Source organism: Sulfitobacter sp. M85, assembly GCF_029285915.1.
Lineage (GTDB): Bacteria > Pseudomonadota > Alphaproteobacteria > Rhodobacterales > Rhodobacteraceae > Sulfitobacter > Sulfitobacter faviae.
In genome coordinates, this window is record NZ_JABECQ010000001.1 from 556975 (window position 1) to 583946 (window position 26972).

29 protein-coding genes and 2 tRNA genes are annotated in these 26972 nt (G+C 63.6%); 8 read left to right on the forward strand and 23 right to left on the reverse strand.

Features of this window, described 5'->3' with window-relative positions:
- Positions 1-92: 92 nt before the first annotated feature.
- The gene (locus HKX24_RS02810; protein ID WP_271692790.1) at positions 93-794 is read right to left on the reverse strand and encodes a response regulator; all 702 of its coding nucleotides are present in this window, start codon (positions 792-794) and stop codon (positions 93-95) included.
- Positions 791-1303, reverse strand: a complete 513-nt coding sequence (locus HKX24_RS02815) for a MarR family transcriptional regulator (RefSeq protein WP_067264985.1) — start codon at positions 1301-1303, stop codon at positions 791-793. The genes HKX24_RS02810 and HKX24_RS02815 overlap by 4 nt, the downstream gene beginning before the upstream one ends.
- Positions 1304-1474: 171 nt before the next feature.
- Between HKX24_RS02815 and HKX24_RS02820 the strand changes: the two genes are divergently transcribed.
- Positions 1475-2344, forward strand: a complete 870-nt coding sequence (locus HKX24_RS02820) for a branched-chain amino acid aminotransferase (protein WP_271692791.1) — start codon at positions 1475-1477, stop codon at positions 2342-2344.
- Here HKX24_RS02820 and HKX24_RS02825 read toward each other — a convergent pair.
- From HKX24_RS02825 to HKX24_RS02860, 8 genes are all read right to left on the reverse strand, one after another.
- Positions 2341-3108, reverse strand: coding sequence for a 5-oxoprolinase subunit PxpA (locus HKX24_RS02825; RefSeq protein ID WP_271692792.1), 768 nt, complete (start codon positions 3106-3108; stop codon positions 2341-2343). The genes HKX24_RS02820 and HKX24_RS02825 overlap by 4 nt on opposite strands.
- Positions 3105-4136, reverse strand: a complete 1032-nt coding sequence (locus HKX24_RS02830; protein ID WP_271692793.1) for a biotin-dependent carboxyltransferase family protein — start codon at positions 4134-4136, stop codon at positions 3105-3107. Before HKX24_RS02830 ends, HKX24_RS02825 begins: the two co-directional genes overlap by 4 nt.
- Positions 4133-4861 (reverse strand): carboxyltransferase domain-containing protein, encoded by a 729-nt coding sequence (locus HKX24_RS02835; protein ID WP_271692794.1) that lies wholly within the window; start codon positions 4859-4861, stop codon positions 4133-4135. Before HKX24_RS02835 ends, HKX24_RS02830 begins: the two co-directional genes overlap by 4 nt.
- Positions 4854-5789 (reverse strand): hypothetical protein, encoded by a 936-nt coding sequence (locus tag HKX24_RS02840; protein WP_271692795.1) that lies wholly within the window; start codon positions 5787-5789, stop codon positions 4854-4856. The genes HKX24_RS02835 and HKX24_RS02840 overlap by 8 nt, the downstream gene beginning before the upstream one ends.
- Positions 5790-5801: 12 nt before the next feature.
- Positions 5802-7112, reverse strand: coding sequence for a TRAP transporter large permease subunit (locus HKX24_RS02845; RefSeq protein WP_271688758.1), 1311 nt, complete (start codon positions 7110-7112; stop codon positions 5802-5804).
- Between the two features lie 4 nt (positions 7113-7116).
- A complete protein-coding gene (locus HKX24_RS02850; protein ID WP_276153815.1) occupies positions 7117-7641 on the reverse strand; it encodes a TRAP transporter small permease in 525 nt (174 codons plus the stop codon).
- A gap of 76 nt (positions 7642-7717) precedes the next feature.
- Entirely contained in the window at positions 7718-8707 is a 990-nt protein-coding gene (locus HKX24_RS02855; RefSeq protein WP_271688759.1) for a TRAP transporter substrate-binding protein, read from the reverse strand.
- A gap of 38 nt (positions 8708-8745) precedes the next feature.
- Positions 8746-9987 carry an FAD-binding oxidoreductase gene (locus HKX24_RS02860; protein ID WP_271692797.1) on the reverse strand — a complete coding sequence of 414 codons (1242 nt, stop codon included), beginning with the start codon at positions 9985-9987 and terminating at the stop codon, positions 8746-8748.
- Between the two features lie 164 nt (positions 9988-10151).
- Between HKX24_RS02860 and HKX24_RS02865 the strand changes: the two genes are divergently transcribed.
- Positions 10152-10847, forward strand: coding sequence for an aspartate/glutamate racemase family protein (locus HKX24_RS02865; protein WP_271692798.1), 696 nt, complete (start codon positions 10152-10154; stop codon positions 10845-10847).
- Here the strand turns inward: HKX24_RS02865 and HKX24_RS02870 are convergent.
- Together HKX24_RS02870 and HKX24_RS02875 are read right to left on the reverse strand one after the other, a co-directional pair.
- Positions 10844-12058, reverse strand: coding sequence for a crosslink repair DNA glycosylase YcaQ family protein (locus tag HKX24_RS02870; RefSeq protein WP_276153816.1), 1215 nt, complete (start codon positions 12056-12058; stop codon positions 10844-10846). The two genes, HKX24_RS02865 and HKX24_RS02870, sit on opposite strands and share 4 nt — an antisense overlap.
- On the reverse strand, positions 12055-13092 hold the full coding sequence (locus HKX24_RS02875) for a LacI family DNA-binding transcriptional regulator (RefSeq protein WP_120349930.1): 1038 nt from the start codon (positions 13090-13092) through the stop codon (positions 12055-12057). The genes HKX24_RS02870 and HKX24_RS02875 overlap by 4 nt, the downstream gene beginning before the upstream one ends.
- A gap of 147 nt (positions 13093-13239) precedes the next feature.
- Between HKX24_RS02875 and HKX24_RS02880 the strand changes: the two genes are divergently transcribed.
- A tRNA-Arg gene (locus tag HKX24_RS02880) sits at positions 13240-13316 on the forward strand.
- Positions 13317-13422: 106 nt separating this feature from the next.
- A complete protein-coding gene (locus tag HKX24_RS02885) occupies positions 13423-13695 on the forward strand; it encodes a hypothetical protein (protein WP_067268532.1) in 273 nt (90 codons plus the stop codon).
- A 45-nt stretch (positions 13696-13740) separates the two neighbouring features.
- Here the strand turns inward: HKX24_RS02885 and HKX24_RS02890 are convergent, their stop codons facing one another.
- The 5 genes from HKX24_RS02890 to queC form a co-directional block, all read right to left on the reverse strand.
- Positions 13741-14406, reverse strand: a complete 666-nt coding sequence (locus tag HKX24_RS02890) for a L,D-transpeptidase (RefSeq protein ID WP_271692814.1) — start codon at positions 14404-14406, stop codon at positions 13741-13743.
- A 200-nt stretch (positions 14407-14606) separates the two neighbouring features.
- Entirely contained in the window at positions 14607-15071 is a 465-nt protein-coding gene (queF, locus tag HKX24_RS02895; RefSeq protein WP_271692815.1) for a preQ(1) synthase, read from the reverse strand.
- 14 nt (positions 15072-15085) lie between these two features.
- Positions 15086-15793 carry a 7-carboxy-7-deazaguanine synthase QueE gene (gene queE, locus HKX24_RS02900; protein ID WP_271692816.1) on the reverse strand — a complete coding sequence of 236 codons (708 nt, stop codon included), beginning with the start codon at positions 15791-15793 and terminating at the stop codon, positions 15086-15088.
- Complete coding sequence (gene queD / locus HKX24_RS02905) at positions 15790-16143, reverse strand: 6-carboxytetrahydropterin synthase QueD (protein ID WP_271692817.1); 354 nt, start codon at positions 16141-16143, stop codon at positions 15790-15792. The genes queE and queD overlap by 4 nt, the downstream gene beginning before the upstream one ends.
- A complete protein-coding gene (queC, locus tag HKX24_RS02910) occupies positions 16143-16844 on the reverse strand; it encodes a 7-cyano-7-deazaguanine synthase QueC (RefSeq protein ID WP_271692818.1) in 702 nt (233 codons plus the stop codon). The genes queD and queC overlap by 1 nt, the downstream gene beginning before the upstream one ends.
- A gap of 217 nt (positions 16845-17061) precedes the next feature.
- Here queC and HKX24_RS02915 point away from each other — a divergent pair, with 217 nt between their 5' ends.
- Positions 17062-18459, forward strand: a complete 1398-nt coding sequence (locus HKX24_RS02915) for a PAS domain S-box protein (RefSeq protein WP_271692819.1) — start codon at positions 17062-17064, stop codon at positions 18457-18459.
- Positions 18460-18587: 128 nt separating this feature from the next.
- Entirely contained in the window at positions 18588-19346 is a 759-nt protein-coding gene (locus HKX24_RS02920) for a glutaredoxin (protein WP_271692820.1), read from the forward strand.
- Between the two features lie 50 nt (positions 19347-19396).
- Here the strand turns inward: HKX24_RS02920 and HKX24_RS02925 are convergent.
- The 5 genes from HKX24_RS02925 to leuD form a co-directional block, all read right to left on the reverse strand.
- Positions 19397-19473 (reverse strand) — tRNA-Pro (locus tag HKX24_RS02925).
- Between the two features lie 189 nt (positions 19474-19662).
- The gene (gene leuB / locus HKX24_RS02930; RefSeq protein WP_271692821.1) at positions 19663-20769 is read right to left on the reverse strand and encodes a 3-isopropylmalate dehydrogenase; all 1107 of its coding nucleotides are present in this window, start codon (positions 20767-20769) and stop codon (positions 19663-19665) included.
- A gap of 69 nt (positions 20770-20838) precedes the next feature.
- Positions 20839-21945 carry an endonuclease/exonuclease/phosphatase family protein gene (locus HKX24_RS02935; protein ID WP_346428851.1) on the reverse strand — a complete coding sequence of 369 codons (1107 nt, stop codon included), beginning with the start codon at positions 21943-21945 and terminating at the stop codon, positions 20839-20841.
- Positions 21828-22658 (reverse strand): hypothetical protein, encoded by an 831-nt coding sequence (locus tag HKX24_RS02940; RefSeq protein ID WP_271688770.1) that lies wholly within the window; start codon positions 22656-22658, stop codon positions 21828-21830. The genes HKX24_RS02935 and HKX24_RS02940 overlap by 118 nt, the downstream gene beginning before the upstream one ends.
- Positions 22659-22935: 277 nt before the next feature.
- On the reverse strand, positions 22936-23541 hold the full coding sequence (gene leuD, locus HKX24_RS02945; RefSeq protein ID WP_271692822.1) for a 3-isopropylmalate dehydratase small subunit: 606 nt from the start codon (positions 23539-23541) through the stop codon (positions 22936-22938).
- Between the two features lie 80 nt (positions 23542-23621).
- On the opposite strand from leuD, the gene HKX24_RS02950 reads away from it, so the two are divergent.
- Complete coding sequence (locus HKX24_RS02950; RefSeq protein ID WP_271692823.1) at positions 23622-23837, forward strand: DUF2945 domain-containing protein; 216 nt, start codon at positions 23622-23624, stop codon at positions 23835-23837.
- A 38-nt stretch (positions 23838-23875) separates the two neighbouring features.
- Here HKX24_RS02950 and leuC read toward each other — a convergent pair whose 3' ends face one another.
- Positions 23876-25282, reverse strand: coding sequence for a 3-isopropylmalate dehydratase large subunit (gene leuC / locus HKX24_RS02955; protein ID WP_271692824.1), 1407 nt, complete (start codon positions 25280-25282; stop codon positions 23876-23878).
- Positions 25283-25560: 278 nt separating this feature from the next.
- Here leuC and HKX24_RS02960 point away from each other — a divergent pair, with 278 nt between their 5' ends.
- Positions 25561-26916, forward strand: a complete 1356-nt coding sequence (locus HKX24_RS02960; protein ID WP_067268515.1) for a mechanosensitive ion channel domain-containing protein — start codon at positions 25561-25563, stop codon at positions 26914-26916.
- Positions 26917-26972: the final 56 nt, after the last annotated feature.

Genomic DNA, 26972 nt, shown 5'->3' on the forward strand with positions numbered 1-26972 from the left:
GGAATTTCGCGCGACAATAGAACTTCGCGCCGCGCATTGCCAGCGGGCTGGCCCCATGAATTTTACCTATGTGTTTCGCTGAAAGGGCCGGGTCAGTCCGGCGCCAGCATATAGCCCGCGCCGCGCACGGTTTGCAGATATTGCGGCTGTTTCGGATCGCTCTCGATCTTGCGGCGCAGGCGGGTGATCTGGACGTCCACCGCGCGTTCCTGCGCTTGCCCACGGTCGCGGCCCAATTCTTCAACCAGTTTGGACCGGCTGAGCGCGACACCGGGCTGCGCGGCGAAAATCTTCATCAGCTGCACTTCGGTCGCGGTGAGGCGTACCAGATCGTCGCCCTGCCACATCTCGCCCCGCTCCATGTCATAGCGGATTACGCCGAGCGACAGCACTTTTGGCGCGGCATCGGCGGCAGAGGTGTCTGGCATACGGCGCAGGATCGCGTTGATGCGCAGCAGCAGTTCCTTGGGCTCGAAGGGTTTGGGCAGGTAATCATCCGCCCCGGCCTCCAACCCTTCGATGCGGTTGTCGGTCTCGCCCTTGGCAGTCAGTAACAGTATTGGCGTTTGCAGGGTTTCGCGCAAAGAGCAGGTCAGCGCCATGCCGTCTTCGCCGGGCATCATCACGTCAAGCACGATGAGGTCGAATTCCAACCCCGCCAGCACCCGCCGTGCATGGGCCGCATCGCGGGCCGTGCTGACCAGAAAGCCGTTCCGCATCAGGAACTTCTTCAACAGGCTGCGGATCCGCTCATCGTCGTCTACGACCAGCAGGTGCGGGTCGAGATCGTTCATGGGGCGCTTTCGCGCAGCCGGTCAAAGCTCTGGCGCATTTCGGGGTCCATCATGGCCTCCAATACCGTTCTGAAACCGGCCACGGCTTCGGGTCCGGCGGTGCGAAAGGCCAACCGCATGCGCGCGCGCTGAGCGTCTGATAGCTCCTGTTCCAGCTTGCGACCCTCGTCGGTCAGGAACAGGTGCCGCTCGCGCTTGTCATTGCGGCCAACCTTGCTCTGCACCAGACCATCGGCGATCAACGTGCGCAAGACACGGTTGAGCGATTGTTTCGTGACCCCAAGGATATTGAGCAGGTTGTTCACCGTCGTGCCAGGGGCGCGGTTGATGAAGTGGATGGCGCGGTGATGCGCGCGGCCATAGGCCATATCGGCCAGAATCCGGTCGGGATCGGCAGTGAAACCGCGATAGGCAAAGAACATCGCCTCGATCCCCTGCCGCAGTTGTTCGTCCGTCAAAAACAGCAGGCTGTCGCCGCTGCTAGGGGCCATCATGCGCCCGTCCGCCATAGTATGTCTCATTCTCTCTCGGGCCTGTTGGGGATCAGTTTACGTCAGCGTTGTTGACATTCCAATAGTGAAAGGCTATCGAATCTCGTGTTTTGCGCAATTAAATGTCTGCATCTGCCGATTGTTGCGCAATTTTTGAAAAGATAGCGCGTCATTTGGAGGGGAAACACCATGGCAGGCGGATATGACAACCGGGATGGGCACATCTGGATGGATGGCGAAATGGTGGATTGGCGTGAGGCCAATGTCCACATCCTGACCCATGCGATGCACTATGCGTCTTCGGTGTTCGAGGGCGAGCGCGCCTATAACGGCAAAATCTTCAAAAGCCGCGAGCATTCGGAGCGGCTCAAGCGCTCGGCTGAGATGATCGACTTTGAGATCCCCTACACCATTGATGAGATCGAAGCTGCCAAGGCCGAAGTCCTCGCCGCCTCGGGTCTGGAAGACGCCTATGTGCGTGCGGTCGCTTGGCGCGGTGTGGGCGAAGACATGGGTGTCGCCTCGGCCCGCAACCCGGTTCGCATGGCCATCGCGGCTTGGGAATGGGGGGCCTATTACGGTGACGCCAAGATGAAGGGCGCCAAGCTCGACATCTCCAAGTGGAAGCGCCCCTCGCCCGAGACGATCCCGAGCCATGCCAAAGCGGCGGGTCTCTATATGATCTGCACCATGTCCAAACATGCGGCCGAGGCGAAGGGCTGCTCGGACGCGATGATGTATGACTACCGCGGCTATGTGGCCGAGGCGACAGGCGCGAATATCTTCTTCGTCAAGGATGGCGAAGTGCACACGCCGACGCCCGATTGCTTCCTCAACGGCATCACCCGGCAGACCGTGATCGACATGCTGCGCGAGAAAAACATCAAGGTCCACGAGCGCCACATCATGCCCGAGGAACTGGAAGGTTTCGAGCAGTGCTGGCTCACCGGCACCGCCGCCGAAGTGACCCCGGTGGGTCAGATCGGCGACTGGAACTTTGAGGTCGGCGCGCTGACCCGTGAGATCGCCTTGGACTATGAAAAGCTGGTGCGCAGTTAAACGCTGCCGCTGAACTTTGCCAAAGTCACGCCGCCGTCCTGCAAACCCTTGCGGACGGCGGTTGCGATTTGAACGGCCTCTGCGGTGTCGCCATGCAGGCAGATCGTGTCGATCCGGCTGGGGATGTGCTTGCCGCTCTCGGTGATGATCGCGCCTGCCTTCACCATTTCAACCATCCGCGCCGCTGCCGCTTCCGCATCGTGGATCACCGCACCGGGCTTGCTGCGGTCGACCAGCGTCGCGTCGTCGTTATAGGCGCGGTCGGCGAAAATCTCCCCGGCCCATTTGCAGCCCAGTGAGCGCACCGCCCGTTCCTGCGCCGTGGCGGCCAGCACCATGACGATGAGGTCGGGTGCCACGCTCAGCGCTGCCTCATAGAGGTCGCGGGCCAGTTCCTCATCCTCCGACGCCATATTCGCCAGCGCGCCGTGCAGTTTCAGGTGGCGTACCTCAGCGCCGACGCTCCGGGCCATGCCGACGCTCGCGGCGACCTGATAGCGGATCTGATTCTGCAAGGTGCCGCGCGGCACCGAGAGGCGGTTGCGGCCAAAACCGGCGAGGTCCATGAACCCCGGATGCGCGCCGATGCCGACGCCGTTTTCATGCGCCATGCGCATCGTCGCCGCCATGACATCGGCGTCGCCCGCATGCCCGCCACAGGCGATATTGGCCGAGGTCACGACGCGCAGAAGCGCCGCGTCGTCGCCCATTTTCCAAGGGCCAAAGCTTTCGCCCATGTCTGCGTTGAGATCGACGGTGGTCATGTCTGCTCCTTCTCGAAGGGGTCGGCAGTGGCTGAAACCACGCCGGAGATCAGTTGATAGCCCAAAAGGTCGCGAATCCGCGCCGGGTCGCGCAACAGCGGCTGGCGGCGCTTGGGCAGGGCAGCGAGGTCAGCGCGGTGGCGCGTCTCGGCGGCCAGCGCTTCGTCGAGGTCGACGAACGCGAAGTGCAGCGCAGCACCCGGCTGCGCCTGTGCGACGATCGGCAGGTCGCAGGGGATCACCGTGCCGATGCGGGGGTAGCCGCCGGTGGTCTGGCATTCGCACATCAGCACGAAGGGCGCGCCGTCGCCGGTGATCTGGATGTCGCCGGGGGTGATGACTTCGGACACGATGGTCAACTGCCCGCCGGTGGCAAAACCTTCGCCGTCATGATCCATCCGTGCGCCCATGCGGTTGGCGCGCGGATCACGGCGAAAGGTCGTTTCGGTGAACCGCTGGCGGGTTGCCTCGTCGAAGGCATCGGTCTGCATGGAGGCGACGATGCGCACCCGCTCGGCCCCGAACCGGCTGTCGCGGGCCAGGGTGAGGTTCGCCTCACCGCCCTTATCGACCCCTAGCGGCAGAGTCTCACCACTTTGCAGCAGCGCGCCGATGCCAGCGGCCAGATGGCTGGCGCGCGCGTTCATCACCGGCGCCACGTCAAGCCCGCCGCCGACATGGAGGTAGCCATAGGCCCCGTCCCGCGCGCCGCCGATGGTGAGTTTCGCCCCTGCGGGCAGGAGGTGGCTGGCGTTCCAGGCGACCGGCTCGCCGTCGATGCTCACCTGCATCTGCGCCCCGGTCAGGGCGATGCGGGTGTCCTGATCGACCTCGAAACTGCCGCCGCTCCCGGCGATCTCCAGAGCCGCGCTGTTCGGATCTTGCCCCAGCAGGGCGGCCCCTTCGTGCAGGGCGGTCGGGTCCGCCGCGCCGCCGTGGGTCAGGCCAACGGCGCGATAGCCGGGGCGACCAAGGTCTTGGATGGTCATGGCCGGACCGGCTTGAAGGATGGTCAGCGTGCCGCTCATGTCAGCGCCTCCCGCTCCGCGCCGCCGGTGGGGTCATCGGCGATGCGGTCGAACTCTTGCCGGGTGATGGAGGGGAATATCAGCTCATCGCCCGGCGACAGCGGAAAGGGCATATCGCTGCCCGGGCGGAAGGTGCGAAAAGCCGTCTGGCCGATATGCCGCCAGCCGGTGGGGGAGGCATTGGTGAAGATGATCAGCTGCCGAATGGCCACCACCAGCGACCCCGGCGGTACCGATTTCGTCAGCCCCTGCTGGCGCGGGATGTCCCAATGCGGGGGCAGTTCGCCCATGTAAGGCTGGCCGGGGGCGAAGCCGATGGTCAGCACCCGGACCCGCGCCTGTGACAGTTCCGCAATGGCCGCGTCGGGGTCGAGGCCCGCGACCTCGGCGGCCTCCTCCATTTGCGGGGCCAGATCGGTGCCATAGACCGTGGGCACATGCCACAGGCTGCGCCCGGCGGGGAGGGCTTCGGCGAACCAGTCGCGGGTTTCGAGCAGGTCGCGCAGGCGGTCGGTCATCGTGGTAATGGCTTCTTGGGAGACCTCGAATTGCACGAAGGTCGACACCAGCGAGGTGCTCGTCTCGCTCACCTCGGGCCAGTCCTGTTCCTCTACCGCCGCGCGAAAGGCGAGGGCGGCGCGGTTGGCGGGTTCGGACATCTTTTCGGCAAAGGTGACCAATAGGCCAGAGAGGCCGACACTGCGGATGCGGGGCCAGTCAGTCATTGCGAAGCATCCTTTCGTAAAGGCGCGGCAGCAGCACCGGAGTCAGATACATCGGCAGTTGCCAGCAGCCGATAAAGATCATCAGCGGCGCGATGACATCTGCAGGCAGCGCCACGAGAAACAGCGCGATATTGCGGTTGCCCGCGCCGATCGCCAGTGGTCCGGCCACGGCGCGCAGCGGGCCGCGCCGGGTCAGCAGCAATGTGCCCGCCTGCAACAGATAGCTTAGGGCGAAGGCCAGCCCCGTCCAGCCCGCCACGGCCCATGGATCGCTGCGCAGCGCGGGGTTCAGCGCCGCCATCAACCCCACCACGATGACCGAGAAGGCGAGCACCGATGCGCCGTCCAGCGCCTCGGTCTGGCGCGGGGTGGGCCGGGGCAGGAAGACGTGGCGCAGGGCAAAGCCCAGCCCAGTTGCGCCAAGGATCACGGCCAAGAGCCGCAGGGCGGCGAGGGCGATTTCCGAGGCCGGGCCGAGTTGCGGCAGGGCCGCCAGCACCGGCAGGACGGTCAGCGGAAAGGCGGCGGTGCCCAGCACCATGAGCTGCATCATCCGCCCCGCGTCGAGCCGCATCAACAGGGCGAGGTTCACGCTGCCCGTCAGCGCCGGGGCCGCCGCGGCAAGGGTCAAGGCCAGTGCCGCAGGGGTCTGCCCCAGCCCGGCCAGCACGAAGCCCCCCAGCAGCAGCAGGGGCAGCAGCGTCTGCAAGGCCAGCACCGAGGCCAGCCCCCAGATGAGATCGCGCACTGCGCCAAGGGCCGCGCGGTGCCCGATCCTGAACGCGGTGATCGTCAGCAGGGCCGCCACCATCTGCGGCAGCCACCCGGCCAGCGCCGCCGCAAGGCTGGGCAGGGCCAGCCCCGCCAGCAGCCCGACGATCAGGCAGGCCCGCGCATGGCGCGAGGCCAGTCTCAGCATATAGCGCATGGCCCTTCACCGCTAAACCGGTGCGCTGCGCAGGTTTTCGGGCAGCCATGTGGCCACTTCGGGGAACCAGATCAGCACGAAGACCATGAAGACCATGATCGCGAACATCGGCAGCGCGGCCTTGGTGATATAGCCCATCTCGTGATTGGTCATGCCTTGCAGCACGAAGAGGTTAAAGCCAATCGGCGGGGTGATCTGCGCCATTTCAACGACCACGACCACGAAGATGCCAAACCAGATCAGATCGATGCCCGCGCTGCGCACCATTGGCTCGACCACCGCCATGGTCAGCACGACCGAGGAGATACCGTCGAGGAACATGCCCAGCACGATGTAGAAGACCAAGAGCGCCATCAGAAGCTCGAAACGGGACAGCTCCATCGCGGCGATCCCATCGGCCAGGGCGCGGGGCAGGCCGGTGAAGCCCATCGACAGTTTCAGGAAGGCCGCGCCCGCAAGGATCAGTGCGATCATCGCAGAGGTGCGCATCGCCCCCATCAAGCTCTCGCGGAAGCTGTGCCAGTTCAGCGAGCCTTGAAACAGCGCCAGCGTGAGGGAGCCGATGACGCCGATGGCCGCCGCCTCGGTCGCCGTGGCAAAGCCGAGGTACATAGACCCGATCACGACCGTGATCAGCGCAAAGACCGGCAGCAGGAAACGCGAGTTGCGCAGCTTTTCGCCAAAGCTCATCCCGGTCTCCGCATCGGGGTTCCAGTCCTTCGACAGCATGCTGGTGACGGCGACATAGCCCATGAACATTAGCGCCAGCAGCAGCCCGGGCAGGACGCCCGCGAAGAAGAGTTTGGTGATGCTTTCGTTCACCGTCACGCCGTAGACGATCAGCGCCAGCGACGGCGGGATCATCAGCCCCAGCGTGGCCGCACCCGCGAGCGTGCCGATGATCATCTTTTCGGGATAGTTGCGCGCGCGCAGCTCGGGGATCGACATCTTGCCTACGGTGGTCAGCGTCGCGGCGGAAGAGCCCGAGACGGCGGCAAAGACCGTGCAGCCGACGATATTGGTATGCACCAGCCCGCCCGGCAGTTTCGCCAGCCACGGCGACAGCCCGCGAAACATGTCTTGCGACAGCCGCGTGCGGTAGAGGATTTCGCCCATCCAGACAAAGAGCGGCAGCGCGGTCAGCGTCCAGCTTGAGGAACTGGCCCAGATCGTGGTGATCATGGCGTCGCCCACGGGGCGGGTGGTGAAAAGCTCCATCCCGACCCAAGCCACGCCCATCAGGGCGAGGCCAACCCAGACACCGGTGCCAAGGAGGAAGAAGAGAACGATCAGAAACAGGGTAATGGCATAGATCTCGGTCATGGCGTCATTCCCCGAAGCTTTGATCGACTAGGTCACGGGTGACGCGGTGGTCGCCCTTGAAGATGAGGTGCAAAAGATTGTCGGTCAGCGCGATGGCAAGGATGCCGCCGCCGATGACCATGACGGATTGCGGTATCCAGAGTGCGGTGGCGTCTTGGTCTTGGCTGACTTCGTTGAACTTCCACGACCAGTAGACGAACCAATAGGCGTAGTAAGTGAAATACCACGCGACCGCCGCCGCCACGGCGAAACACCAGATATCCAGCAGCCGCTTCCCGCCCGCGCTCAGCGCGTTAAGCAGGATCGACACGCGGATATGCGAGCCGCGGTTGAGCGCATTGGCGAAGGCGAGGAAACTGGCCCCGGCCATGGCATAGCCCGCATAGCTGGCAGCGCCCGGAAAGACATTGCCGGTCCAACGGGCGACCATCTGGGCCACGATCAAGGTAAGGATGGCCACCAGACAGAGCGCGGCAAGCGCCCCCGCCCCGGTATATAGCCCGTCCAATAGTCTGCGCAGCGCCTTCATGCGGCTCTCCCTCCGTCAAATCATGCCCGGGCACGAGAACGGCGGCCCGGGTGACGGGCCGCCGCAGGTTTCGTGATTACTGCATCGCCTTGTAGTCGTCGACGATCGCCTGACCGTCTTCGCCCGCGGCTTCGAGCCATTCTTGCGTCATGGTCTCACCCACTTCGCGCAGGCCGGACATCAGCTCTTCGCTGGCCGGTTCCACGTTCATGCCGCCTTCGCGCAGCCCATCATAGGTGAACTGAGTGTAGTCCTTGGACGCTTGCAGCCCCCGCTCTTCGGCCTCGGTCGCGCAGGTGGTGATCGCCTCTTTGTTCGCGTCCGAGACTTCGGCCCAGACATCGGCGTTGATCATCACATAGTTGCGCGGCAACCATGCGTCGACTTCGTAGAAATGCGTCAGGCTCTCCCAGACCTTCTGGTCGTAGCCGGTGGCCCCCGACGAGATCATCGATTCCGCGACACCGGTGGCGAAGGCTTGGCTGACTTCGGCGGCCTCGATGGTCACGGGCGACATGCCGGTCAGCTCGGCCAGACGCGCGGTGGTGTTGTTGTAAGAGCGGAACTTCACGCCCTTCATGTCTTCGACAGAGTCGACTTCTTTCTTGAAGTAGAGTCCTTGGGGCGGCCATGGCACATTATAAAGCAGGACGAGGTTCTGCTCTTCCAGCACGGATTCAACCTTGGGCTTGGCGGCTTCCCAAAGCTGCGCGCTGGCCTCGAAAGAGGGCGCGAGGAAGGGGATGGAGTCAAAGCCGAAGACGGCGTTCTCGTTCTGGTGGCCCGAGAGCAGACGCTCGCCCAGTTGGACCTGCCCGGTCTGGATAGCGCGCTTGATGTCCGCGCCAGCAAAGAGGGCGCCGCCCGGGTGCACGGTGATCTCGATCTCGCCGCCGGTCTTCTCGCCCACGCATTCGGCGAATTGCACACCGTTCTCGGAGTGAAAGTTCGAGGCCGAATAGGCCATCGGCATGTCCCATTTCTCGGCCGCGAAGGCGGGCATGGCGGTGCCCAGCGTCAGGGCGGTCATTGCCGCGCCGGCCATCAGTCTTGCTGTCAGTGTCATGTGGTTTCTCCCTTGTTGTTGTAGTCCCACGCTTGGCGTCATCCGTCGAAGCGCTGGGGGTGATATGGGGTCAGATCCGTGTTTGGCGTCTGCCCCGTGATCAATCCGGCGATCAGTCGGCCCGTTTTCGGCCCGCCCGTCAACCCGATGTGATGGTGCCCGAAGGCAGTGTAGACCCGGCTCGTCCCGATCTGCCCGATCAGGGGCAGCGAGTCGCTGGGGGCGGGTCGGTGCCCCAGCCATTCGATCTCTTCCGTGGCGGTGAGATGCGGAAAGGCGGCCTTGGCCTGACGGCGCAGTAGGGCGAGCGGCGCCTTGGACGCACCCGCCTCCAACCCGCCGAACTCGACGATCCCGGCACAGCGCAGCCCTTCGGCCATGGGCGTGGCGACGAATTTGCCCGCCGCCATCATGGTAGGGCGCGATGGGCCGCCCTCGGCATCCTTGAAGACGATGTGGTAGCCGCGTTCGGATTCCAGCGGCACGTTGATCCCTAGCTTTCGCATCAGCGGTTTCGACCAGACGCCTGTGGCCAGCAACACGTCATCACAGGGCAGGCGGCCTTGGTCGGTCAGGACTGAGGTGACTTCTTCGTCGACGATCGCGATGTCCTGCACTTCGGCCTGTCGAATGGTGCCGCCCATCTTCTCGAAGGCTTTGGCCAGCGCCCGGACATAGCCGCCAGGGTCGGCGATGGAACCGTGGTTAGCCAGCCGTGCGATGCAGGTGATCTGCGGCCCGTAGGCCGGGTCGAATTCCCTGACCGCGCCGCCTTCGATGATGTCCGGCTCGAAACCCGCCTCGCGGCGCAGCGCCCAAGTGTAGGCTTCAGCCTCGAATGCCGCGCGGTTGGTATAGGCGAAGCAATAGTCGCTGTCGCGGACCCAATCCTCCAGCCCCAGATCGGCGCAGAGGGCTTTGTGCTGCGCCACGCTGTCGCTCACGATGGGCACCAACCCGGCAGAGATGCGGCGGGTATCGCGGTCATTGGCGTGGGCCATGTAGCGGCGCAGCCATGGCAGCAGGCGGGGCAGATAGGGCCAGCGCAGGAACAGCGGAAACTCAGGATCGCGCAGCATCCCCGGTGATTTGCGCAGCAGGCCCGGCCCGGTCACCGGCGCGACGCCCGCCGCCGCCAGCACGCCACCATTGCCATGCGAGGTGCCGCGCCCCGGCTCGGCCCGGTCGACGAGCGTTACCTCCGCCCCGGCGCGGCGCAGCCAGATCGCGGCAGAGACGCCGACAATCCCGGCGCCGATAACGACGACATGCTGGCTCATAGGTGGCGGCTTTCGATTTCGCGTTGGGTCATGGCTTGTTTCCTTTGGGGCATCTTTTACACAAAAAATCACCACGTCAACAAAATGCTGATAAAATGTCATCGTTAGGGTTTCGCTTGTCTCGCCCTGCCCGCAAAGGCACCCTGCGCCCAAACGGAGGGCATATGACAAACGAGACGGGCGCGCGGCTGGGAATCCTCATGCTGGACACGCGGTTTCCCCGCATTCTGGGGGATGTCGGCCATGCGGGCAGTTGGGACTTCCCGGTGCGCTATGCGGTGGTGCCGGGGGCCACGCCTGAAGCGATCGTGTGCGACGATATCGACCCCTTCGTGCAGGCTTTCATCGCCGCGGGGCGCGACTTGATCGCCGAAGGCTGCACCGGCATTGCCACCACCTGCGGGTTCTTGGCGCTGATCCGGCCTCGCCTCGCCGAAGCGCTGGGCGTGCCTGTTGCTGCCTCGGCGTTGGAGCAGGCGGGGCAGATCGCCGCCTGCCTGCCGCCGGGGCAAAGGGTGGGCATCTTGACGATCTCCGCCGCAACGCTTTCGCCCGCCCATCTGCGCAAGGCGGGGGTGCCCGAGGGCAGCCCGGTGGTGGGGATGGAGGGCAGCGGCTTCGCCCGAACGATCCTCGGCAATCTGCCCGACCTCGACGTGGCGCAGGCGCGGGCCGAGATGGTGCAGGCAGCGCAGCGGTTGGTGGAGGCCCACGCGGATGTCGGCGCGATCCTTTTGGAATGCACGAATATGGTGCCATATGCCTCCGACATCGCGGCGGCGACCGGGCGGCCCGTGCATTCGATCCACAGCTATCTCAACTGGTTTCACGCAGGGCTGCTGCCACCCCGTTTCGACTAATGCGGCACGCGCAGCCAACCGTCGGTGAAGCTGACCTGGCGCACCCCGGCCAGCGGGAGGAGGCGTTGCAACTCTGCCTCGAAGGCCGCTTGCCGCCCCTTGCCCCAGCGAACCCCGCGTTCGGGCCAGAGCGCGGTGACGCGCAAGACGTCCAGATCGCGATGCGCCTTCATATCGACCCGTCCCACCAGCCTGTCGCCCTGTAGCAGCGGAAAGACATAATAGCCGTATTCGCGCTGCGCGTCGGGCACGAAGACCTCGATCCGGTAGTCGAAACCGAAAAGCCGGGCGGCGCGTTTGCGGTCGCGCAGGGCGGGGTCGAAGGGGCTAAGCACCCGGAGCCGTTTGGGCGGTTCGCGGGTCAGGGCGGGGTCATCGGCCCAGCCGGGGCGGGCAAAGGCGGGGCGCAGGCTGCCGTCGGCGGCCTCAATGTCGATCTCCTCCAGCCGCCCCGCGGCTTGTTCTGCCGCGCACCAGCCGCGCGCCTCGGCGGGGGAGATATGGGCCCAGAAGGCGGCCAATTCCCCTGCCGTGGCAAAACCCAAGCGCGCCAGCGCCTGATCGCAGCACCAGTCGATCGTCTGCTCTATGTCGGGGGCATGCGCCGGGTCGCGCAGCGCGGCGGGGACCACCCGCTCGGTCAGGTCATAGCACTTGCGAAACCCCTCGCGCCCGGTCACAGCCAGCGCGCCGCTGCGCCACAGATACTCCAGCGCGGTTTTCGACGGATGCCATTGCCACCAGCCCCCGCTGCTGCGCGGCTCGTCGCGGCCCACGTCGGATGAGGTGACACTGCCCACGGCCCGGACCTGCGCGAGCACGTTTTGCATCTGTGTTTCGAAGTCGTGCCGCTGCCAATCCTTCCAGCGGCCCAGCAGCTTGGCCGCATCGCGGGTTCGGCGCAGATGCCATTGCGGGTAGAATTCCATCGGGATGACGGCGGCGTCATGGGTCCAATGCTCAAACAGCGCCCGGTCTTTTTCATAAAGCCGCTTGAGCGCAGCGGGGCGATAGCGCGGACGGCGGGCGAACAGGATCAGATCATGCGCCCGCGCCACCGTGTTGATGCTGTCGAGTTGCACAAAGCCCAGATCATGAATCAGCTTGAGCAACGCCGCACCCTTGGCCGGGCCCTGCGGCGGGTCCGACAGCAGGTGACGCGCCAGAAACAACCGCCGCGCGGCGGCATTGCCGAGCCTTGGACGGCTCACCCCTGACGGCGGCGGCGGAGGGTATCGCCCAGCGACAGTGTTGGCGTCAGGGTGATCTGGGTTTGCATTTCCGGGTCCGGCTCGGGCTGGGTCTGGTTGAGGATGATCCGCGCCGCGGCCTGACCGATCTCGTTCCGGCAAGCGTCCATCGTCGCTAATTGACGCGGCAGACCTTGCAGCAGCTCGACGTTGTTGAACCCGGCAAGGCCGATCTGACCGGGAATGTCGATGCCTTGGTCGATCAGATGCAGCAGCCCGCCCGCACCGATCATGTCGTTGGAGTAATAGAGGAAATCAAGGTCGGGCGAGCGTTCGAGCATCTCTTGCGTCATCTCGCGCCCCTTGGCCAGCGCGGAGCCGCCGGAGTAAAAGGCCCGGTCTTCGATCTCGACCCCCGCTTTGGCGAGCCCTTCGGTAAAGCCCTCGAACCGTTTGCGCGCGCGGTGGTCGAGGGGCATTTTCGTGCCCATGAAGCCAATGCGCTCATAGCCCTCGCGCAGGATCGCCTGCGCCATCTCGCGCCCGGCGCGGCGGTGCGAAATCCCCACCATCGCATCGACGGGTTTGCCGTCGGTGTCCATGATCTCGACCACCGGAATGCCCGCATTGCGCAGCATGGCGCGGGTGGCGTCGGAATGCTCCAACCCCGCGATGATCACCCCCGAGGGCCGCCATGAGAGCATCTCATAAAGCACCCGCTCTTCCTTCTCGGGCAAGTAGTCCGTCACCCCCACGACTGGCTGCAGCGGCGTGTCTTCGAGCACTTGGTTGATGCCGTTCAGGACTTCGGGGAACACCATATTGCCCAGTGAAGGGATCACGACCGCCACAAGGTTCACGCGCTGGCTGGCCAGCGATCCGGCGATCTGGTTGGGCACATAGCCAAGCGCCTTGGCGGCGGCGAGAACGCGATTGCGGGTGGCCTCCGACACGTCGCCGCGTTTGCGCAGGACGCGGCTGACCGTCATCTCGGAAACGCCGCAAGCATCGGACACATCACGCAGGGTCAACGGACGTTTGGGGGGTGTGGTCAATTTGGTTTTCCTGTTTGCCTCACCCATAGGTAGCGCGAAGCGGGAGGCGCGATCAAGCATTGCCGCAGCCCTGCTGCGAGGCGCAGTCATTCGGTTGCCAATCTGCCGATGACATCGCCAGACGCTTGCGCTAAACCCAAGCCTGTCGGCCCCGTGGCTCAACTGGATAGAGCAGCCCCCTCCTAAGGGGCAGGTTGCAGGTTCGAATCCTGCCGGGGTCGCCATTCGGCGCGTAGGGGGCTGTCGACCATCCTTACCCCCTTGTGCCTTGAAATCCCCATCCGGTCTGTCAGATTGCCCCAGATATAATCAGGAATGGCAGAGGCTTTGATGAAAACAGGAACTTTCGTGATCGGGGCGGCCTTGCTGGCCGTTGCCGGGTGTACGGTACCGGCGAGTGGGCCGCAGGGCGGCTCGGCCCGTGTGGGCAATCTGCCAGAGGCGGTGGTGAGCCTTGCCGCGCCGAACCAAGATCTGTCGACGGCGCGGTTGCTGCCGGAGGATGGCTGCTATTGGTATCAGCACAACGGCCCGGTCGAGACGACGCTGGTGCCGCTGCGGGCGGTGGGTGGCAATCCGATCTGCACCAAACGCCAAGCCTGACATAGAAACGGGGGCTGCCAAACGGCCCCCGTTATTCGTTCCAGCTTAGCTGCTGGCAACAACGCTTTCTTCCGCCGAGTAGAGATAGGCCGTCGAGCCGGTCTGCACATTCGGGTAGAGCTGGTTGATATGCGCCATGATCATCCGCACACAGCCTGAGCTTGCCCGGCCCCCAATGCTTTGTGGCTGCGGGGTGCCGTGGATGCGCAGATAGGTGTCGCGGTTCCCTTCAAAGAGGTAAAGTGCCCGCGAGCCGAGGGGGTTTTCCGGGCCGGGCGGCACGCCGTCTTCAAGGCCCGCGTAAAGCTCGGGATCGCGCTTGATCATGTTTTGGGTGGGCGTCCAATGCGGCCATTGCGCCTTGCGCTTGATCGTATAGGTGCCGGGCTCATAGAGATTGCCACGCGCGATCGCCACGCCGTAGCGCATGGCGGTGCCGCCCTCTTCAATATGATAGATATAGCGTGCCACCGCATCGACGTGGATGTCACCGACGCGCAGGTTGTCATTCGCCACGACGCGCTGCGGCAAGAAGCGCGGGTGGACGCCCCAAGGGTTGCTCGTCGCCGGGTCAAAGCCCGCCGGGGTGACCTGGGCATCCCATGCGGCCTTCTCTGCCGCGCTTGGGCGCGTGCGGGCCATCAGGGGGGTGGCAATCGCGCTGGAAAATAGCGCCGTGGTGGTCTGAATGAAATGACGTCTTGTCAGCATGTGGTCGCTCCGTGGTTGACCTCTCTGCGCGGGGCAGGGTCGTATGCGTGTATGAGAGACTAACGGCCTTTCTCCGCTAGAGGTTCAAGGAAGAAGGCAGTTGCTGAAGAGATTGTGATCTAAAACACACGGTTTTCACCGGGAAAGGGGCGCGCGTGGGTGGCTGCGCGCCCCGACTGCGATGCGGTGGATGACACCCCTCAGCCGCGCCCGCGGTAAGGCGGCACCCCTTGATCGGGGATCCAGACGCCCTCGGGCAGGGGGCCGGTTTGCCAGAAGACGTCGATGGGAATGCCGCCGCGCGGATACCAATAGCCGCCGATCCGCAGCCATTGCGGGGCAAGGAATTCAGCCAAGCGGCGGGCGATGGAGATGGTGCAATCCTCATGAAAGGCGCCGTGATTGCGGAAGGAGGTCAGAAACAGCTTGAGCGATTTCGATTCCACCAGCCACGGGCCGGGCACATAGTCGATCACCAGATGGGCAAAGTCGGGCTGGCCGGTCATCGGGCAAAGCGAGGTGAACTCCGGCGCGGTGAAGCGCACGTTATAGGCCACATCGGCCTGCGGGTTCGGCACCCGCTCAAGCTCGGCCTCTTCGGGGCTGGCGGGGATGCGGGTTTCGCCGCCGAGCTGTTTAAGATTGCTGTAGATGTCGTCGGACATGGGGTCTCCATCGGTCAGACGCCGCGCTTGTTGCCCCAGATCAGGACATGAAGTTGCGGCAGGATACGGGGGGCGAACCAGTGATCGGTCATGGCAAGCTCGGTTAGCCAGCCCAAACGGTCGGCCAGCGCCTGCGGGTCCACCGGCGTGGCGGGATCGACCTCGGGGTTGCCGGGTTGAAGGTAGAGCGGGATATCGAGGTGATGGGCATGCACTTCGCGCGCCCAATGGTAGTCGATCTCGTCAAAGATCACGATCTTCATCACCTGCTGCCGCGCCTGCGCGCCGAGGGTCCGGCAGGCGTCGAATGCGTCCCAGTCGACACGCTCACCGCTTGATGGCGGCTTGGGGGAGAGCACAAGCGTATCGAGATCGGCAAACCATGGCCGCGCGATGGAGCCTTGGGTCTCACAGGCGAAGCGATAGCCCGCGGCCTTGCCCATGCGGATCAGCGGGCCGAAATCCTGTATCGCCGGATTGCCGCCCGAGAGGGAGACGGTCAGCGGCTGGTCTTTGGAAAGCTTGCGGATCCGGCGCCAGATGTCCTCGGTCGACATGAGGGTCCAGCTATGGCGGTACTGGCTGTCGACGGCATGCAGGCTGTCGCACCAGCTGCACCGATAGTCACAGCCTCCCGCGCGAACGAATACTGTCGGCTCCCCGATCAGCGCTCCTTCGCCCTGAATGGTGGGGCCGAAAATCTCGGCAATGCGCAGGGTCATGGCCGGTATTCCGCCCATGTTTTCGGGGTCTCGCTGACCAGCACGGCAGAGGTCTCGGGCCAGCGGGCGGCGCACCAGTCGTGGAAATGTTTCGCCATGTTCTCGGCGGTGGAGGGGCCGTCCAGCACATCGTTCAGATGCCGGTGGTCGAAGTGATCGTCGATATAGGTCTTGAGCGGTTTCAAGTCGTGGTAATCGCGCACGAAACCATCGGCATTGAGTGTCTCGGCGGTCAGTTCGACCACGACGATGTAATTATGCCCATGCAGCCGCGCGCATTGATGATCGTCTGGCAGGTGGCTCAACTGGTGGCTGGCGGAGAAGTGGAATTCCTTGCGAATGCGGAACATCAGCCTTCCTCCCGTGCGGCGAGGGCCGTGGTCCAATAGTCGGGGTCGGCGTAGACTGTGGGGTCTGTGACCTCGGCCAGATGAAAGGCTTCGCGCCGTTCGACACAGGTGCCGCAGCGCCCGCAATGGACCGTGCCGCCCTTGTAGCAGGACCACGTCTCAGCGAAGGGAGTGCCGTGCTGCGCGCCTTGGCGGACGATCTCGGCCTTGCTGTGCTCGACGAAGGGCGTGTGCAGCCGCACGTCGGCATAGCCGTCGAGCGCGGCCTGCTGCATCGCATCGAAGGCGCGGGTGAAACCGGGGCGGCAGTCGGGATAGATGAAGTGATCGCCGCCATGCACGGCAGTGGCCACGGCCTCGTCCCCCTGCGCGGCGGCAATGCCAAAGCCGATCGACAGCATGATCGCATTGCGGTTCGGCACGACTGTGATCTTCATCGTGTCTTCGGCGTAAAGCCCATCGGGCACGTCGATATCGTCGGTCAGGGCGGAGCCCGATAGCGCCGCACCGATCCCGCGCATGTCGATCAGGTGAAACGGCACGCCCAATCGTTCGGCCGCCGCCCGGGCGAAATCGACCTCTTTGCGGTGACGCTGGCCATAGTCGAAGGAGACGAGCCGGGTGAGGTGGTGCACCTCGGCTGTGATATGCGCAAGCGACACGGAATCGAGTCCGCCTGAGCAGATGACAAGTGTTTTCATTTTGGGGCCCTTGTTTTGATGTCCGGGTAGGCTGCGACCGGATGGCGGGGCTTATTTCAGAATTTGCGCGGATTGCAAGCCTGACGCGTTGGCGGGCGGGCAGCCGCCGCTGAGGCAGGAGGGTTTCCGCCAAAAGCCGATAAAATAAGGACTTTGGCCTTAACGATTAAACCTAAGTTAACTTTAGACAATGCCGAATTCGCGCTATGGTGGGGCTATGTTGAAAAGCACCCAAAGCGTCACGCTCGACGCCAGCCATTATGAATTGATCGAGGCGATGACCGATGAGGTGGTCATTCTTGACGCCACCGGCAAGATTGTCGCGGTCAATATGGCGTGGAAACTGTTTTGCGAAGAGAACGGCGGCGATACCGGAACGCATTACGTCGGTGCCAATTACTTTGACATCTGCGAAGCGGCGGCCATGGGTGCCGTGGTGCAGGCGGAAACGGTTCTGGAGGGGCTGCGCCAAGCGCTGAAAACCGGGACTTCCTTTGAGGGGGAATACCCCTGCGATGGGCCGGGGGTGCGGCGCTGGTTTCAACTCAACGCCAACCGCCTGACGATCCAAGGCGCGCCCTGCCTGCTGTTGCAGCACCGCAATGTCACGACGCGCCGCATGGCCCATGACGATATCGAACGTGCCCATGTGCAGGCGGAAACCTTTGCTGCCCTCGTGGCCACCACGGCCGAAGCGATCCTGACCTATGACATGGAAGGCCGCATCATCAGCTGGAATCCGGCAGCCGAGCGGCTCTACGGCTATACGGAAGAGGAGGCTTTGGGCCAGTCGGTCGAGCTTTTGTATCCGCCGGATTGGCCGACGCGGGTGCTTGAGTATCGCGATCAGATCATGGCCGGCAAGCTGCGCCAATTCAATGCGGTGCGCGTGGCCAAGGACGGCACCGAGCGCCATGTTACCATCGCCTGCACGCCCATTCGGACGCTTTCGGGGGATATCGTCTCGATCTCGAACATCCACCATGATGTGACTGCGACGCGCAAGGCCGAAGAGGTGCGCGATCTCGTCTCGCGTGAGGTCATCCACCGGGCCAAGAACATGCTTTCTCTGGTCACAGCGATGCAGCGTCAAACGGCGAGTTCGGCGGCCTCTCTCGCGGAGTTCAACAAGTCCTTCGGGGCCCGTATTCAGGCGCTGGCCCGGTCCACCGATTTGCTGGTCGATGGCGGCTGGTCTTCGGTGGATCTGGCCGAACTGGTGCGCGCGCAGTTGGACCCGTTCCTGCATTTGCAGGCCAAGGCGGTGGATGTGGATGGCCCCTCTGTCGCTTTGGGACCGCAGGCGTTGCAACTGATCGGCATGGCGCTGCATGAACTGGCGACGAATTCCACGAAATACGGGGTGATGAGCGACGGCTGCGGCGATATCCAATGCCACTGGTCCCATACCGAAAAGGGCGGGCTGCGTTTCCAGTGGATCGAGACCGGCATCACCATTGACCCCTCTGCCAAGAAAGCCACCGGTTTCGGGAGCAAGGTTCTCTCCGTATTGGCCCCCGCGATGGTTAATGGCGCGGCGGAAACGGTGACCAGCGAAAACGCCCTGACTTGGACCGTCACGATCCCTGCCGCGCATCTGGGCAAACTGGCCTGAGCGGCATCGCGCCTGTGGTGCTGCGCCGGGTTGCCGGTTGACCTAAATCACCCCTTTGCGGAACTCTCCTGCGCTGGAAACTTGTTCCTCCTTTGAGATGTCGTTCGAAAAGGCAAAAGGAGGCTAGGATGGCCGAAGGACAGGGCAAGACCGCGAAACTCTACCGGATGGTGATGGAACAGCACCTCTGTCCCTTCGGGTTGAAATCCAAAGACCTGCTGAAGCGGCAGGGCTACCACGTCGAAGATCACCACCTCACGACCCGCGAGGAGACCGATGCCTTCATGGCGAAAGAGGGTGTGGAGACCACGCCGCAGACTTTCATCGAGGGGGAGCGGATCGGCGGTTACGACGATCTGCGCGTGCATTTAGGTTTGGACAAGCCCAAGGAAGAGCAATCGGACACCAGCTATCAGCCCGTTGTCGCTATTTTCGGCGTGGCCTTCCTGATGGCACTGGGACTCTCTTGGTATGCATTCGGCAACATCTTCACACTTCGGGCTTTCGAGTGGTTCATCTCGATCTCCATGTGTTTCCTCGCCGTTCAAAAGTTGCAGGATATTGAGAGCTTTTCGACGATGTTTCTGAACTACGACCTGCTGGCCCAGCGGTGGGTGCCCTATGGCAAGGTCTATCCATTCGGGGAGGCGCTGGCGGGTATTCTGATGACCGCCGGGGCGCTGACCTGGCTCTCGGCCCCCGTGGCGATCGTGATCGGCGCAATTGGCGCGGTTTCGGTCATCAAGGCGGTCTATGTCGACAAACGCGAGCTGAAATGCGCCTGCGTCGGCGGGTCGAGCAATGTCCCACTTGGGTTCGTCTCGCTCACCGAGAACGTCATGATGCTGGGCATGGGGGTTTGGATGCTGCTCAAGGTCTACGGCTGAGCGGTTCGCAGTGACCCGAGTTTTGAGCCGAGGGAGGTGTGGGGGGTATCTGGTCGGGCTGAGAGGATTCGAACCTCCGACCCCCTGCTCCCGAAGCAGGTGCGCTACCAGGCTGCGCTACAGCCCGACCGATGTGGAGCGCAATAGCGCAGCTTGGCGGGTTTGGCAATTGGTCAGTTGCAGGGATTTTGCGTGGCGTTTGGGGGAAGCGGGGGGAATTGGGGGCGCTGCCCCCGCAGCCTGCGGCTGCTCCCCCGAGGGTATTTGAGAAAGGATGAAGGGGAAGGGGCGGGGCGTGAGACCCCGCCTTAGTTTCTTATAGGCTGGCGTCGAGGGCTTTGAGGATGGCGTCGCCCATTCCCTCGGTCGTGATGGGGGTGCCGCCTTCGGGGCCCATCAAGTCGGGGGTGCGGGCGCCATCGGCCAGCGCGCGTTCGACGGCTTTTTCCAGACGGGCGGCTTCTTCGCCTTGGTCGAAGGAGTAGCGCAGCGCCATGGCGAAACTGAGGATACAGGCGATCGGGTTGGCTTTGCCTTGGCCCGCGATGTCGGGGGCGGAGCCGTGGACGGGCTCGTAGAGGGCCTTTGGGCGGCCATCGGCATTGGGTGCGCCAAGGCTGGCCGAGGGCAGCATGCCCAGACTGCCGGTCAGCATGGCGGCGCAGTCACTGAGGATGTCGCCGAAGAGGTTGTCGGTGACGATCACGTCGAACTGTTTGGGTGCGCGCACGAGCTGCATGGCGCCATTGTCGGCATACATGTGGCTGAGTTCGACATCCGGGTATTCGGCGTCGCGCACCCGTTGGGTGACTTCGCGCCACAGGATGCCGCTTTCCATGACGTTGGCTTTCTCCATGGAGCAGACTTTGTTGCCGCGGCGGCGGGCGAGCTCAAAAGCGGAGCGGGCGACACGCTCGATCTCGCTTTCGGTGTAGCGCTGCGTGTTGATGCCGACGCGTTCGTTGCCTTCCTCGAAGATGCCGCGCGGCTCACCGAAATAGACGCCGGAGGTGAGTTCGCGCACGATCATGATGTCGAGGCCCGCGACCACGTCTTTTTTCAGCGAGGAGAAATCGGCAAGCGCGTCAAAGCATTGTGCCGGGCGCAGGTTGGAGAAGAGGTCCATTTCCTTGCGCAGGCGGAGCAGGCCGCGTTCTGGTTTCACGGAGAAGTCGAGGTCGTCGTATTTCGGGCCGCCCACGGCGCCCAGCAGCACGGCGTCGACTTCGAGGGCGCGGGCCATCGTGTCATCATGTAGCGGGGTGCCGTGTTTGTCATAGGCCGCGCCGCCGACCAGATCATGCTCTACATCGAAGGCCAGATCGCGCTTTTCGCCGAACCAGTCGATGATGCGCGTGACCTGCGCCATGACCTCGGGGCCGATGCCGTCGCCGGGGAGGATGAGCAAGGATGGGTTGGCCATTGGAAACTCCTGAAAATACGGTTGGAGATTGGGTAGCCTGCGGGTTCCGGAGGGTCAAGATAGGGGGCGTCAGCGGGTGAGGTCGACCCAGACGAGGGCATGGCGGCTGGCGCTTTCGCCCTTGGGCCAGATGAGGCCAGCGTCACTGGTTTCCCAGTGGCGGGAGGGCAGGATGTAGTCGACGCGCATCGGGCCGGTTTGGGGCCAGTTGACCGTGGGGCGGTGCGGCAGGGGGTCTTGCAGCGCAGGATGGGAGAGGAGGGCGGCAATGGCTTCTCCGCGCCCGTCGCCGCGCTGCGGGTCGAGATTGGCGTCGCCCAGCAGGACGAAGGGGGGTGACGGGGGCGTACCGATCTTTCCGGCGAGGTGGTGGAGCCAGAAGATGGTTTCGTCATGGTTGCGGCGGCCATTGCGGTCTTCGGGGCCGTCGAAGACCGGCGGGGTGGCGTGGTAGGTCAGCAGCGTGACGGGGCCCTCCGGGGTTTGGATCGGCAGGGACCAGTGGCCGTTGGAGGAGAGGCGCTGCGTGGCCTGGGCCTCCACCCCCGCGAAGGGGGCGCCGTCGATCATCGGGTAGAGTGTATCTGGGAGGTCGCGCCAAAGGAGGGTACTGAAATCTTGGAACCCGCCCTCTTGGATCGGGTGGCGTGAGAGGATCGCCATGGCGCCTTGGCCGAAGAAGCGGCCATAGCCTTGGGCGTCACGGGGGGTGCCGAGCTTGCCGTCACCGTCGAGGTCGACGCCGCTTTGGCGGCCTGCATTGGGCGGCGCGGCGAAGCGGTGGGGATAGGGCGCGCCCGCGGCGGTAAGCGCATCGGCGAGGGCATTGAGGGCGGCCTGTTCGAGATCGTAGTCGATGCCTTGTAGCGCGATGATATCGGGATCGGCGCTGGCGATGGTTTCGATCACGGAGGCGACGGCAGGGTCATTCCCGCGCAGGATGTCGCGCAGGAGCAGGCCCGGCCCCTTGCGCGACAATTCGGTGTTGAAGGTGGCAATGCGCAGCGGTTCGGCCTGCGCGGTGCCGGTCAGCAGGAGCAGCGCCAGCAGGAAGCGGATCAGGCGGCCTGCATATGCGCTTCGGCGTAGGCGCGGCGGCGTTTGTCGTGAATCATCTCGGCCACCCGCCCCATGGCGATGCCGCGCATGATCATACTGGCCGGAAGGAATGCCCATGCGCTTATTGTCCAGATCATGGTTTGATGATTGCTCAGTGAGATCGGATCTAGCAGATCGGCGGTGGCCTTGACCACTGCGGGGATGAAGAAGGGCAGAAGGAAGCCAAGCGCGATGTTGATCCGCGCGTCCCGTTGCAGCCGGTAGAGCACATCGCCCCCAGCGGTTGGATCGAAAAGCGGCAGATTCACCCAGACGTTGAAGGCGCCTTGGCGCGCGGGCCAGCCCATGACGCGCACCAGCACCACGAAGGTCGCCAATGCGATGAGCGAGACCAGATAGGCCAGACCCGCCGCTGTGCGGATCAGGTTGACCGCCTCGAGAGGGGCGTCGGCGGGCATCATCAGCACCACAAGACGCACCGGGGAATAGGGGAAATCAAGCGCATTGCCCAGTATCGTGCCAAGCGCGGTGAGCGCGCCGGTCAGCAGGGTGGGGGCCGTTTGACCCCGCGCGATAAGCGACAACACGAGGATCGTGAAGAGCAGGCTGATGAAGCGCAGCCGATTGAAAGGCGGGGCGTCGCGGAATTCGACGATGCCGGGCTGGCGGGCGTTGTATTCCATGAAGGTCAGGATCGCCGCGATACAGGCGAGCAGCACGGTGATCTGGCTGGATTCCGCATCGGCCCCCGGCAAGAGAAGCGCCGGGATGGCAATCAATAGCGCCACCAATAGGCCACGCGTCGCCGCGCCTGTCATTCGTCCGATCACTGCTCTGCCCTTTCAAACTGGCCAGCCGCGATACGATGCCGCGTGCTTGTTCCAACTTGATGCCCCCGGTTGATGGGGTGTGCCTCATTCTGGTCCAATTTTTGCCTTCTTTCCGCACGTGCCTCAAGGCTCCGCGGAGAGAAGAGCAGGATACTGGGGTATTTTGAGGGAGGGGGTGGTGCCTTCTTGCATCAATTCCGTGGCGGTTTGATGGCAGGCGGCAACATCTTGTGGGCGCGCGGTTTGCGCCCACAAGTTTGATCATGCAGGCCGGGCGTTAGACCCAAGGGCGGCTTTGGCCCAGCGAATCCTCGTAGCTGTCGATCGCGGCACCTTTTTCGAGCGTAAGGCCGATGTCGTCCAGCCCGTTGAGAAGGCAGTGCTTTTTGAAGGCGTCCACTTCGAAGGGGAATGTCTCACCATCTGAGGTGGTCACGGTCTGGCCTTCCAGATCGATGGTCATTCGCGCGTTCGATCCCTTTTCGGCGTCTTTCATCAGCACGTCGACCTGCTCTTGCGGCAGGGCAATGGGCAGGATGCCGTTCTTGAAGCAGTTGTTGTAAAAAATGTCGGCAAAGCTGGGCGCGATGACGCAGCGGATGCCGAAGTCTTTGATCGCCCAAGGCGCGTGTTCGCGCGAAGAGCCACAGCCGAAGTTGTCGCCCGCGACAAGGATCTGCGCGTCGCGGTATTGCGGTTTGTTCAGCACGAAATCGGGGATCTCGTTGCCTTCGCGGTCATAGCGCATTTCGTCGAACAGGTTCACGCCAAGGCCGGAGCGTTTGATCGTCTTGAGAAAGACCTTGGGGATGATCATGTCGGTGTCGATGTTCACCAGCGGCATGGGGGCCGCGGTGCCGGTGATTTCTGTAAACTTTTCCATCGGGGTATCCTTCGGAGAGTGCGGGAACCGCGCCGCCGACCGGCGCGTTCTAGGCAAATGGGGTATCAGGAGGGCATGGCATGTCGTACCAAACCGGCACGAAAGTGGAATGGGACTGGGGCAATGGCACCGGGACCGGCAAGATCGTCAAGAAATACACGCAAGAGATCACGCTGAAGCTGCAAGGCAGCGAGGTGACCCGCAAGGCGAGCGATGAAGAACCGGCCTATAAGATCGAACTGGACGACGGCAGCGAAGTGCTGAAGTCCGGCAGCGAGCTGCGCACGGCCAACTGAACCCTGCGCAACCCGCCCGGTATCCATGCCCCGGTCGCTCACGCCAGTTCGCGCACGTCGGTCAGGTGACCGGTGAGTGCGGCGGCTGCGGCCATGCCGGGGGACACGAGATGCGTGCGGCCCTTATAGCCCTGACGCCCCTCGAAGTTGCGGTTCGACGTGGCCGCGCAGCGTTCGCCGGGGGCAAGCTGGTCGGGGTTCATCGCCAGACACATGGAGCAACCCGCCAGACGCCATTCGAAACCGGCCTCGCGGAAGATATCCGCCAGCCCTTCTTCCTCGGCCTGTGCGCGGACGAGACCCGAGCCGGGCACGACCATCGCACGCAGACCGTCCTTGATCTTCTTGCCTTTCAGCACTTCGGCAGCGGCGCGCAGGTCTTCAATGCGACCATTGGTGCAGGAACCGATGAAGACCGTGTCGATCTCGATATCGGTGAGTTTCTGACCCGGTTTCAGGTCCATATACTCCAGCGCACGTTTCACCGCATCGACCTTGCCGCCTTTGAAGTCTTCGGGCGCGGGCACGGTGGCGTCAATTGGCAGCACGTCTTCGGGCGAGGTGCCCCATGTGACGACAGGTGCGATGTCTTCGCCTTTCAGCGTGACGACCTTGTCCCAATGGGCGTCTTCGTCGGAGAAGAGTGTTTTCCACCAGTCCATCGCCGCTTCCCATTGTGCGCCTTTCGGGGCGTGGGGGCGGCCTTTGCAATACTCGAAGGTCTTTTCGTCGGGCGCGATCAGGCCCGCGCGTGCGCCGCCTTCGATCGCCATGTTGCAGACGGTCATGCGGCCTTCCATCGACAGATCGCGGATCGCTTCGCCGCAGTATTCGATGACGTAGCCGGTGCCGCCCGCGGTGCCGGTGGCGCCGATGACGGAAAGGGTGATGTCCTTAGCCGTGACGCCGGGGCGCAGCTTGCCGGTGATCTCGACCTTCATGTTCTTGCCCTTGCGCTGGATCAGCGTCTGGGTGGCAAGGACGTGCTCGACCTCGGAGGTGCCGATGCCGTGGGCCAGTGCGCCAAAGGCGCCGTGGGTCGCGGTGTGGCTGTCGCCGCAGACGACGGTCATGCCGGGCAGGGTCCAGCCTTGCTCGGGGCCCACGATATGCACGATGCCCTGACGGATGTCCGACACCGGGTAGTAATGCACGCCGAACTCGCGCGCATTCTTGTCGAGGGCCGAGACCTGAATGCGGCTGTCTTCGGTCATCGCTTCGGGGTCTTCGCGGCCCTCGGTGGTCGGCACGTTGTGATCCGGCACGGCGATGGTCTTGTCCGGGGCGCGCACGGTGCGGCCCGACATGCGCAGCCCTTCAAAGGCCTGTGGGCTGGTCACTTCGTGGACGAGGTGACGGTCGATATAAAGCAAGCAAGTGCCGTCATCGGCTTCGTGGACGACATGAGCGTCCCAGATTTTATCGTAAAGCGTCTTGGGGGACATGATGGTCCTCTCCCGTGGTTTGGAATGGCTATGGGTGTGGCTGAGAGGGGTGGCTTATAGTCGCGCCAGAACGCTATGCGTCGCGCCGAAAAAGCGTTCGCGCAGACGCGCACGGTCGCAAAGATCAAACACCAGTATCATGGGGCAAGGGATATAGAGCCTGAGCGAGTCTCGCAAGGTGTCGTGATCGTCTTGGAGGCAGGGGGTAGGCTGCGGGTCATCTTGCCCCGGCGCACAGCCTGTGCGACCGTGATCCTCCCTAGCTGCGAAGGCCGACCATGATCCCTGAAAGCCACCCGTTTTCGAACTTCCTGCTGTCGCTTCAGGCTTTGTTCGATGGGGTGCTCGGCTTTGGGGAAAGCATTCTGAGCCCCGGCTGGCGGCAAAACCAAATCCTGATCCTGCTGGCCTTGGTGGCGTTGGCGTGGGTGTTGCACCGGGTCACCGGCGTGATGTTGCAAAACTGGGTCCGCTCCCGCGAAGGCTGGTCCAAGTGGCAATTGCGCGTGGTGGTGCAGGTCAAGCGACGATTGGGGTTGATCTGGTTCGCTTTGCTGGCGGGGCTGCTTTATCAGGTGATGCAAAACGTGACTTGGCCGTCACGGTCCTATCTCATCGGTTTGGCGGCGACGCTGGCGGCGATCTATGTGGGCATCGCTTTCGCCGCGCGTCTGGTGCGCAACCGTCCCTTGCGGCGCATGGTGACATGGGGGCTGTGGATCTATGCCACGCTCTACATGCTAAACGTCGCCGATGATGTGGCCCTGTTTCTGGACGGGGTCGCGCTGACTGTGGGCGAATTCCGCCTCTCGGTGCTGACCATTCTGACCGCGCTGGTGGTTGTCGGCGCGCTTTTGACCATGGCGCGGCTGGTCAGCACGACCACCGCCGCGACGATCCGCAAGAACGAAGACATCAGCCCCTCCATGCAGGTGCTGGCCGTGAAGGGGGTTCAAATCCTGCTCTACGGGCTCGCGTTCTTCATCGGTGTGCGGGCGGTGGGGATCGACCTGACTGGTCTTGCGGTGCTGTCGGGTGCGATCGGCGTGGGCCTCGGTTTCGGTCTACAAAAGGTGGTGTCGAACCTCGTCTCGGGCGTGATCATCCTGCTCGACAAGTCGATCAAGCCCGGCGATGTGATCAGTCTGGGCGAGACCTTTGGCTGGATCCAAACGCTCGGCGCGCGCTATGCATCTGTGGTGACGCGGGACGGTAAGGAATACCTGATCCCGAACGAGGACCTAATCACCGGGCAGGTGGTGAACTGGTCCCACTCCAATGACTTTGTGCGGCTCGATATCTATTTCGGCACGGCCTATTCCGACGATCCGCATCTGGTGCGCAAACTGGCGGTGGAGGCGGCCAAGGGCGTCGACCGGGTGCTGAGCTACAAGGCCCCGGTTTGCCATATCGTGGGCTTTGGCGATTCGTCGGTGGATTACATCCTGCGCTTCTGGATCAAGGATCCGACCGGCGGGCTGACCAATATTCGCGGCAATGTCTATCTGGCGCTTTGGGATGCTTTCAAGGAACACGGCATCTCCATCCCCTTCCCGCAGCGCGAGGTAAAAGTCATCGAAGACAGTCAACTGGCCCTGTCGCGCGCCGCGGCATCGCGGGATATGCCTGAGTGAGCGGGGATTTGCGCCGTGGTTAACGCTATGGCTACGCGATCCATTGAAAAATAAAC

Coding starts and splice junctions, on each gene's coding strand:
- HKX24_RS02810 (WP_271692790.1), bottom strand. CDS start 794: ATGAACGATCTCGACCCGCACCTGCTGGTCGTAGACGACGATGAGCGG.
- HKX24_RS02815 (WP_067264985.1), bottom strand. CDS start 1,303: ATGGCGGACGGGCGCATGATGGCCCCTAGCAGCGGCGACAGCCTGCTG.
- HKX24_RS02820 (WP_271692791.1), top strand. CDS start 1,475: ATGGCAGGCGGATATGACAACCGGGATGGGCACATCTGGATGGATGGC.
- HKX24_RS02825 (WP_271692792.1), bottom strand. CDS start 3,108: ATGACCACCGTCGATCTCAACGCAGACATGGGCGAAAGCTTTGGCCCT.
- HKX24_RS02830 (WP_271692793.1), bottom strand. CDS start 4,136: ATGAGCGGCACGCTGACCATCCTTCAAGCCGGTCCGGCCATGACCATC.
- HKX24_RS02835 (WP_271692794.1), bottom strand. CDS start 4,861: ATGACTGACTGGCCCCGCATCCGCAGTGTCGGCCTCTCTGGCCTATTG.
- HKX24_RS02840 (WP_271692795.1), bottom strand. CDS start 5,789: ATGCGCTATATGCTGAGACTGGCCTCGCGCCATGCGCGGGCCTGCCTG.
- HKX24_RS02845 (WP_271688758.1), bottom strand. CDS start 7,112: ATGACCGAGATCTATGCCATTACCCTGTTTCTGATCGTTCTCTTCTTC.
- HKX24_RS02850 (WP_276153815.1), bottom strand. CDS start 7,641: ATGAAGGCGCTGCGCAGACTATTGGACGGGCTATATACCGGGGCGGGG.
- HKX24_RS02855 (WP_271688759.1), bottom strand. CDS start 8,707: ATGACACTGACAGCAAGACTGATGGCCGGCGCGGCAATGACCGCCCTG.
- HKX24_RS02860 (WP_271692797.1), bottom strand. CDS start 9,987: ATGAGCCAGCATGTCGTCGTTATCGGCGCCGGGATTGTCGGCGTCTCT.
- HKX24_RS02865 (WP_271692798.1), top strand. CDS start 10,152: ATGACAAACGAGACGGGCGCGCGGCTGGGAATCCTCATGCTGGACACG.
- HKX24_RS02885 (WP_067268532.1), top strand. CDS start 13,423: ATGAAAACAGGAACTTTCGTGATCGGGGCGGCCTTGCTGGCCGTTGCC.
- HKX24_RS02890 (WP_271692814.1), bottom strand. CDS start 14,406: ATGCTGACAAGACGTCATTTCATTCAGACCACCACGGCGCTATTTTCC.
- queF (WP_271692815.1), bottom strand. CDS start 15,071: ATGTCCGACGACATCTACAGCAATCTTAAACAGCTCGGCGGCGAAACC.
- queE (WP_271692816.1), bottom strand. CDS start 15,793: ATGACCCTGCGCATTGCCGAGATTTTCGGCCCCACCATTCAGGGCGAA.
- queD (WP_271692817.1), bottom strand. CDS start 16,143: ATGTTCCGCATTCGCAAGGAATTCCACTTCTCCGCCAGCCACCAGTTG.
- queC (WP_271692818.1), bottom strand. CDS start 16,844: ATGAAAACACTTGTCATCTGCTCAGGCGGACTCGATTCCGTGTCGCTT.
- HKX24_RS02915 (WP_271692819.1), top strand. CDS start 17,062: ATGTTGAAAAGCACCCAAAGCGTCACGCTCGACGCCAGCCATTATGAA.
- HKX24_RS02920 (WP_271692820.1), top strand. CDS start 18,588: ATGGCCGAAGGACAGGGCAAGACCGCGAAACTCTACCGGATGGTGATG.
- leuB (WP_271692821.1), bottom strand. CDS start 20,769: ATGGCCAACCCATCCTTGCTCATCCTCCCCGGCGACGGCATCGGCCCC.
- HKX24_RS02935 (WP_346428851.1), bottom strand. CDS start 21,945: ATGGGCATTCCTTCCGGCCAGTATGATCATGCGCGGCATCGCCATGGG.
- leuD (WP_271692822.1), bottom strand. CDS start 23,541: ATGGAAAAGTTTACAGAAATCACCGGCACCGCGGCCCCCATGCCGCTG.
- HKX24_RS02950 (WP_271692823.1), top strand. CDS start 23,622: ATGTCGTACCAAACCGGCACGAAAGTGGAATGGGACTGGGGCAATGGC.
- leuC (WP_271692824.1), bottom strand. CDS start 25,282: ATGTCCCCCAAGACGCTTTACGATAAAATCTGGGACGCTCATGTCGTC.
- HKX24_RS02960 (WP_067268515.1), top strand. CDS start 25,561: ATGATCCCTGAAAGCCACCCGTTTTCGAACTTCCTGCTGTCGCTTCAG.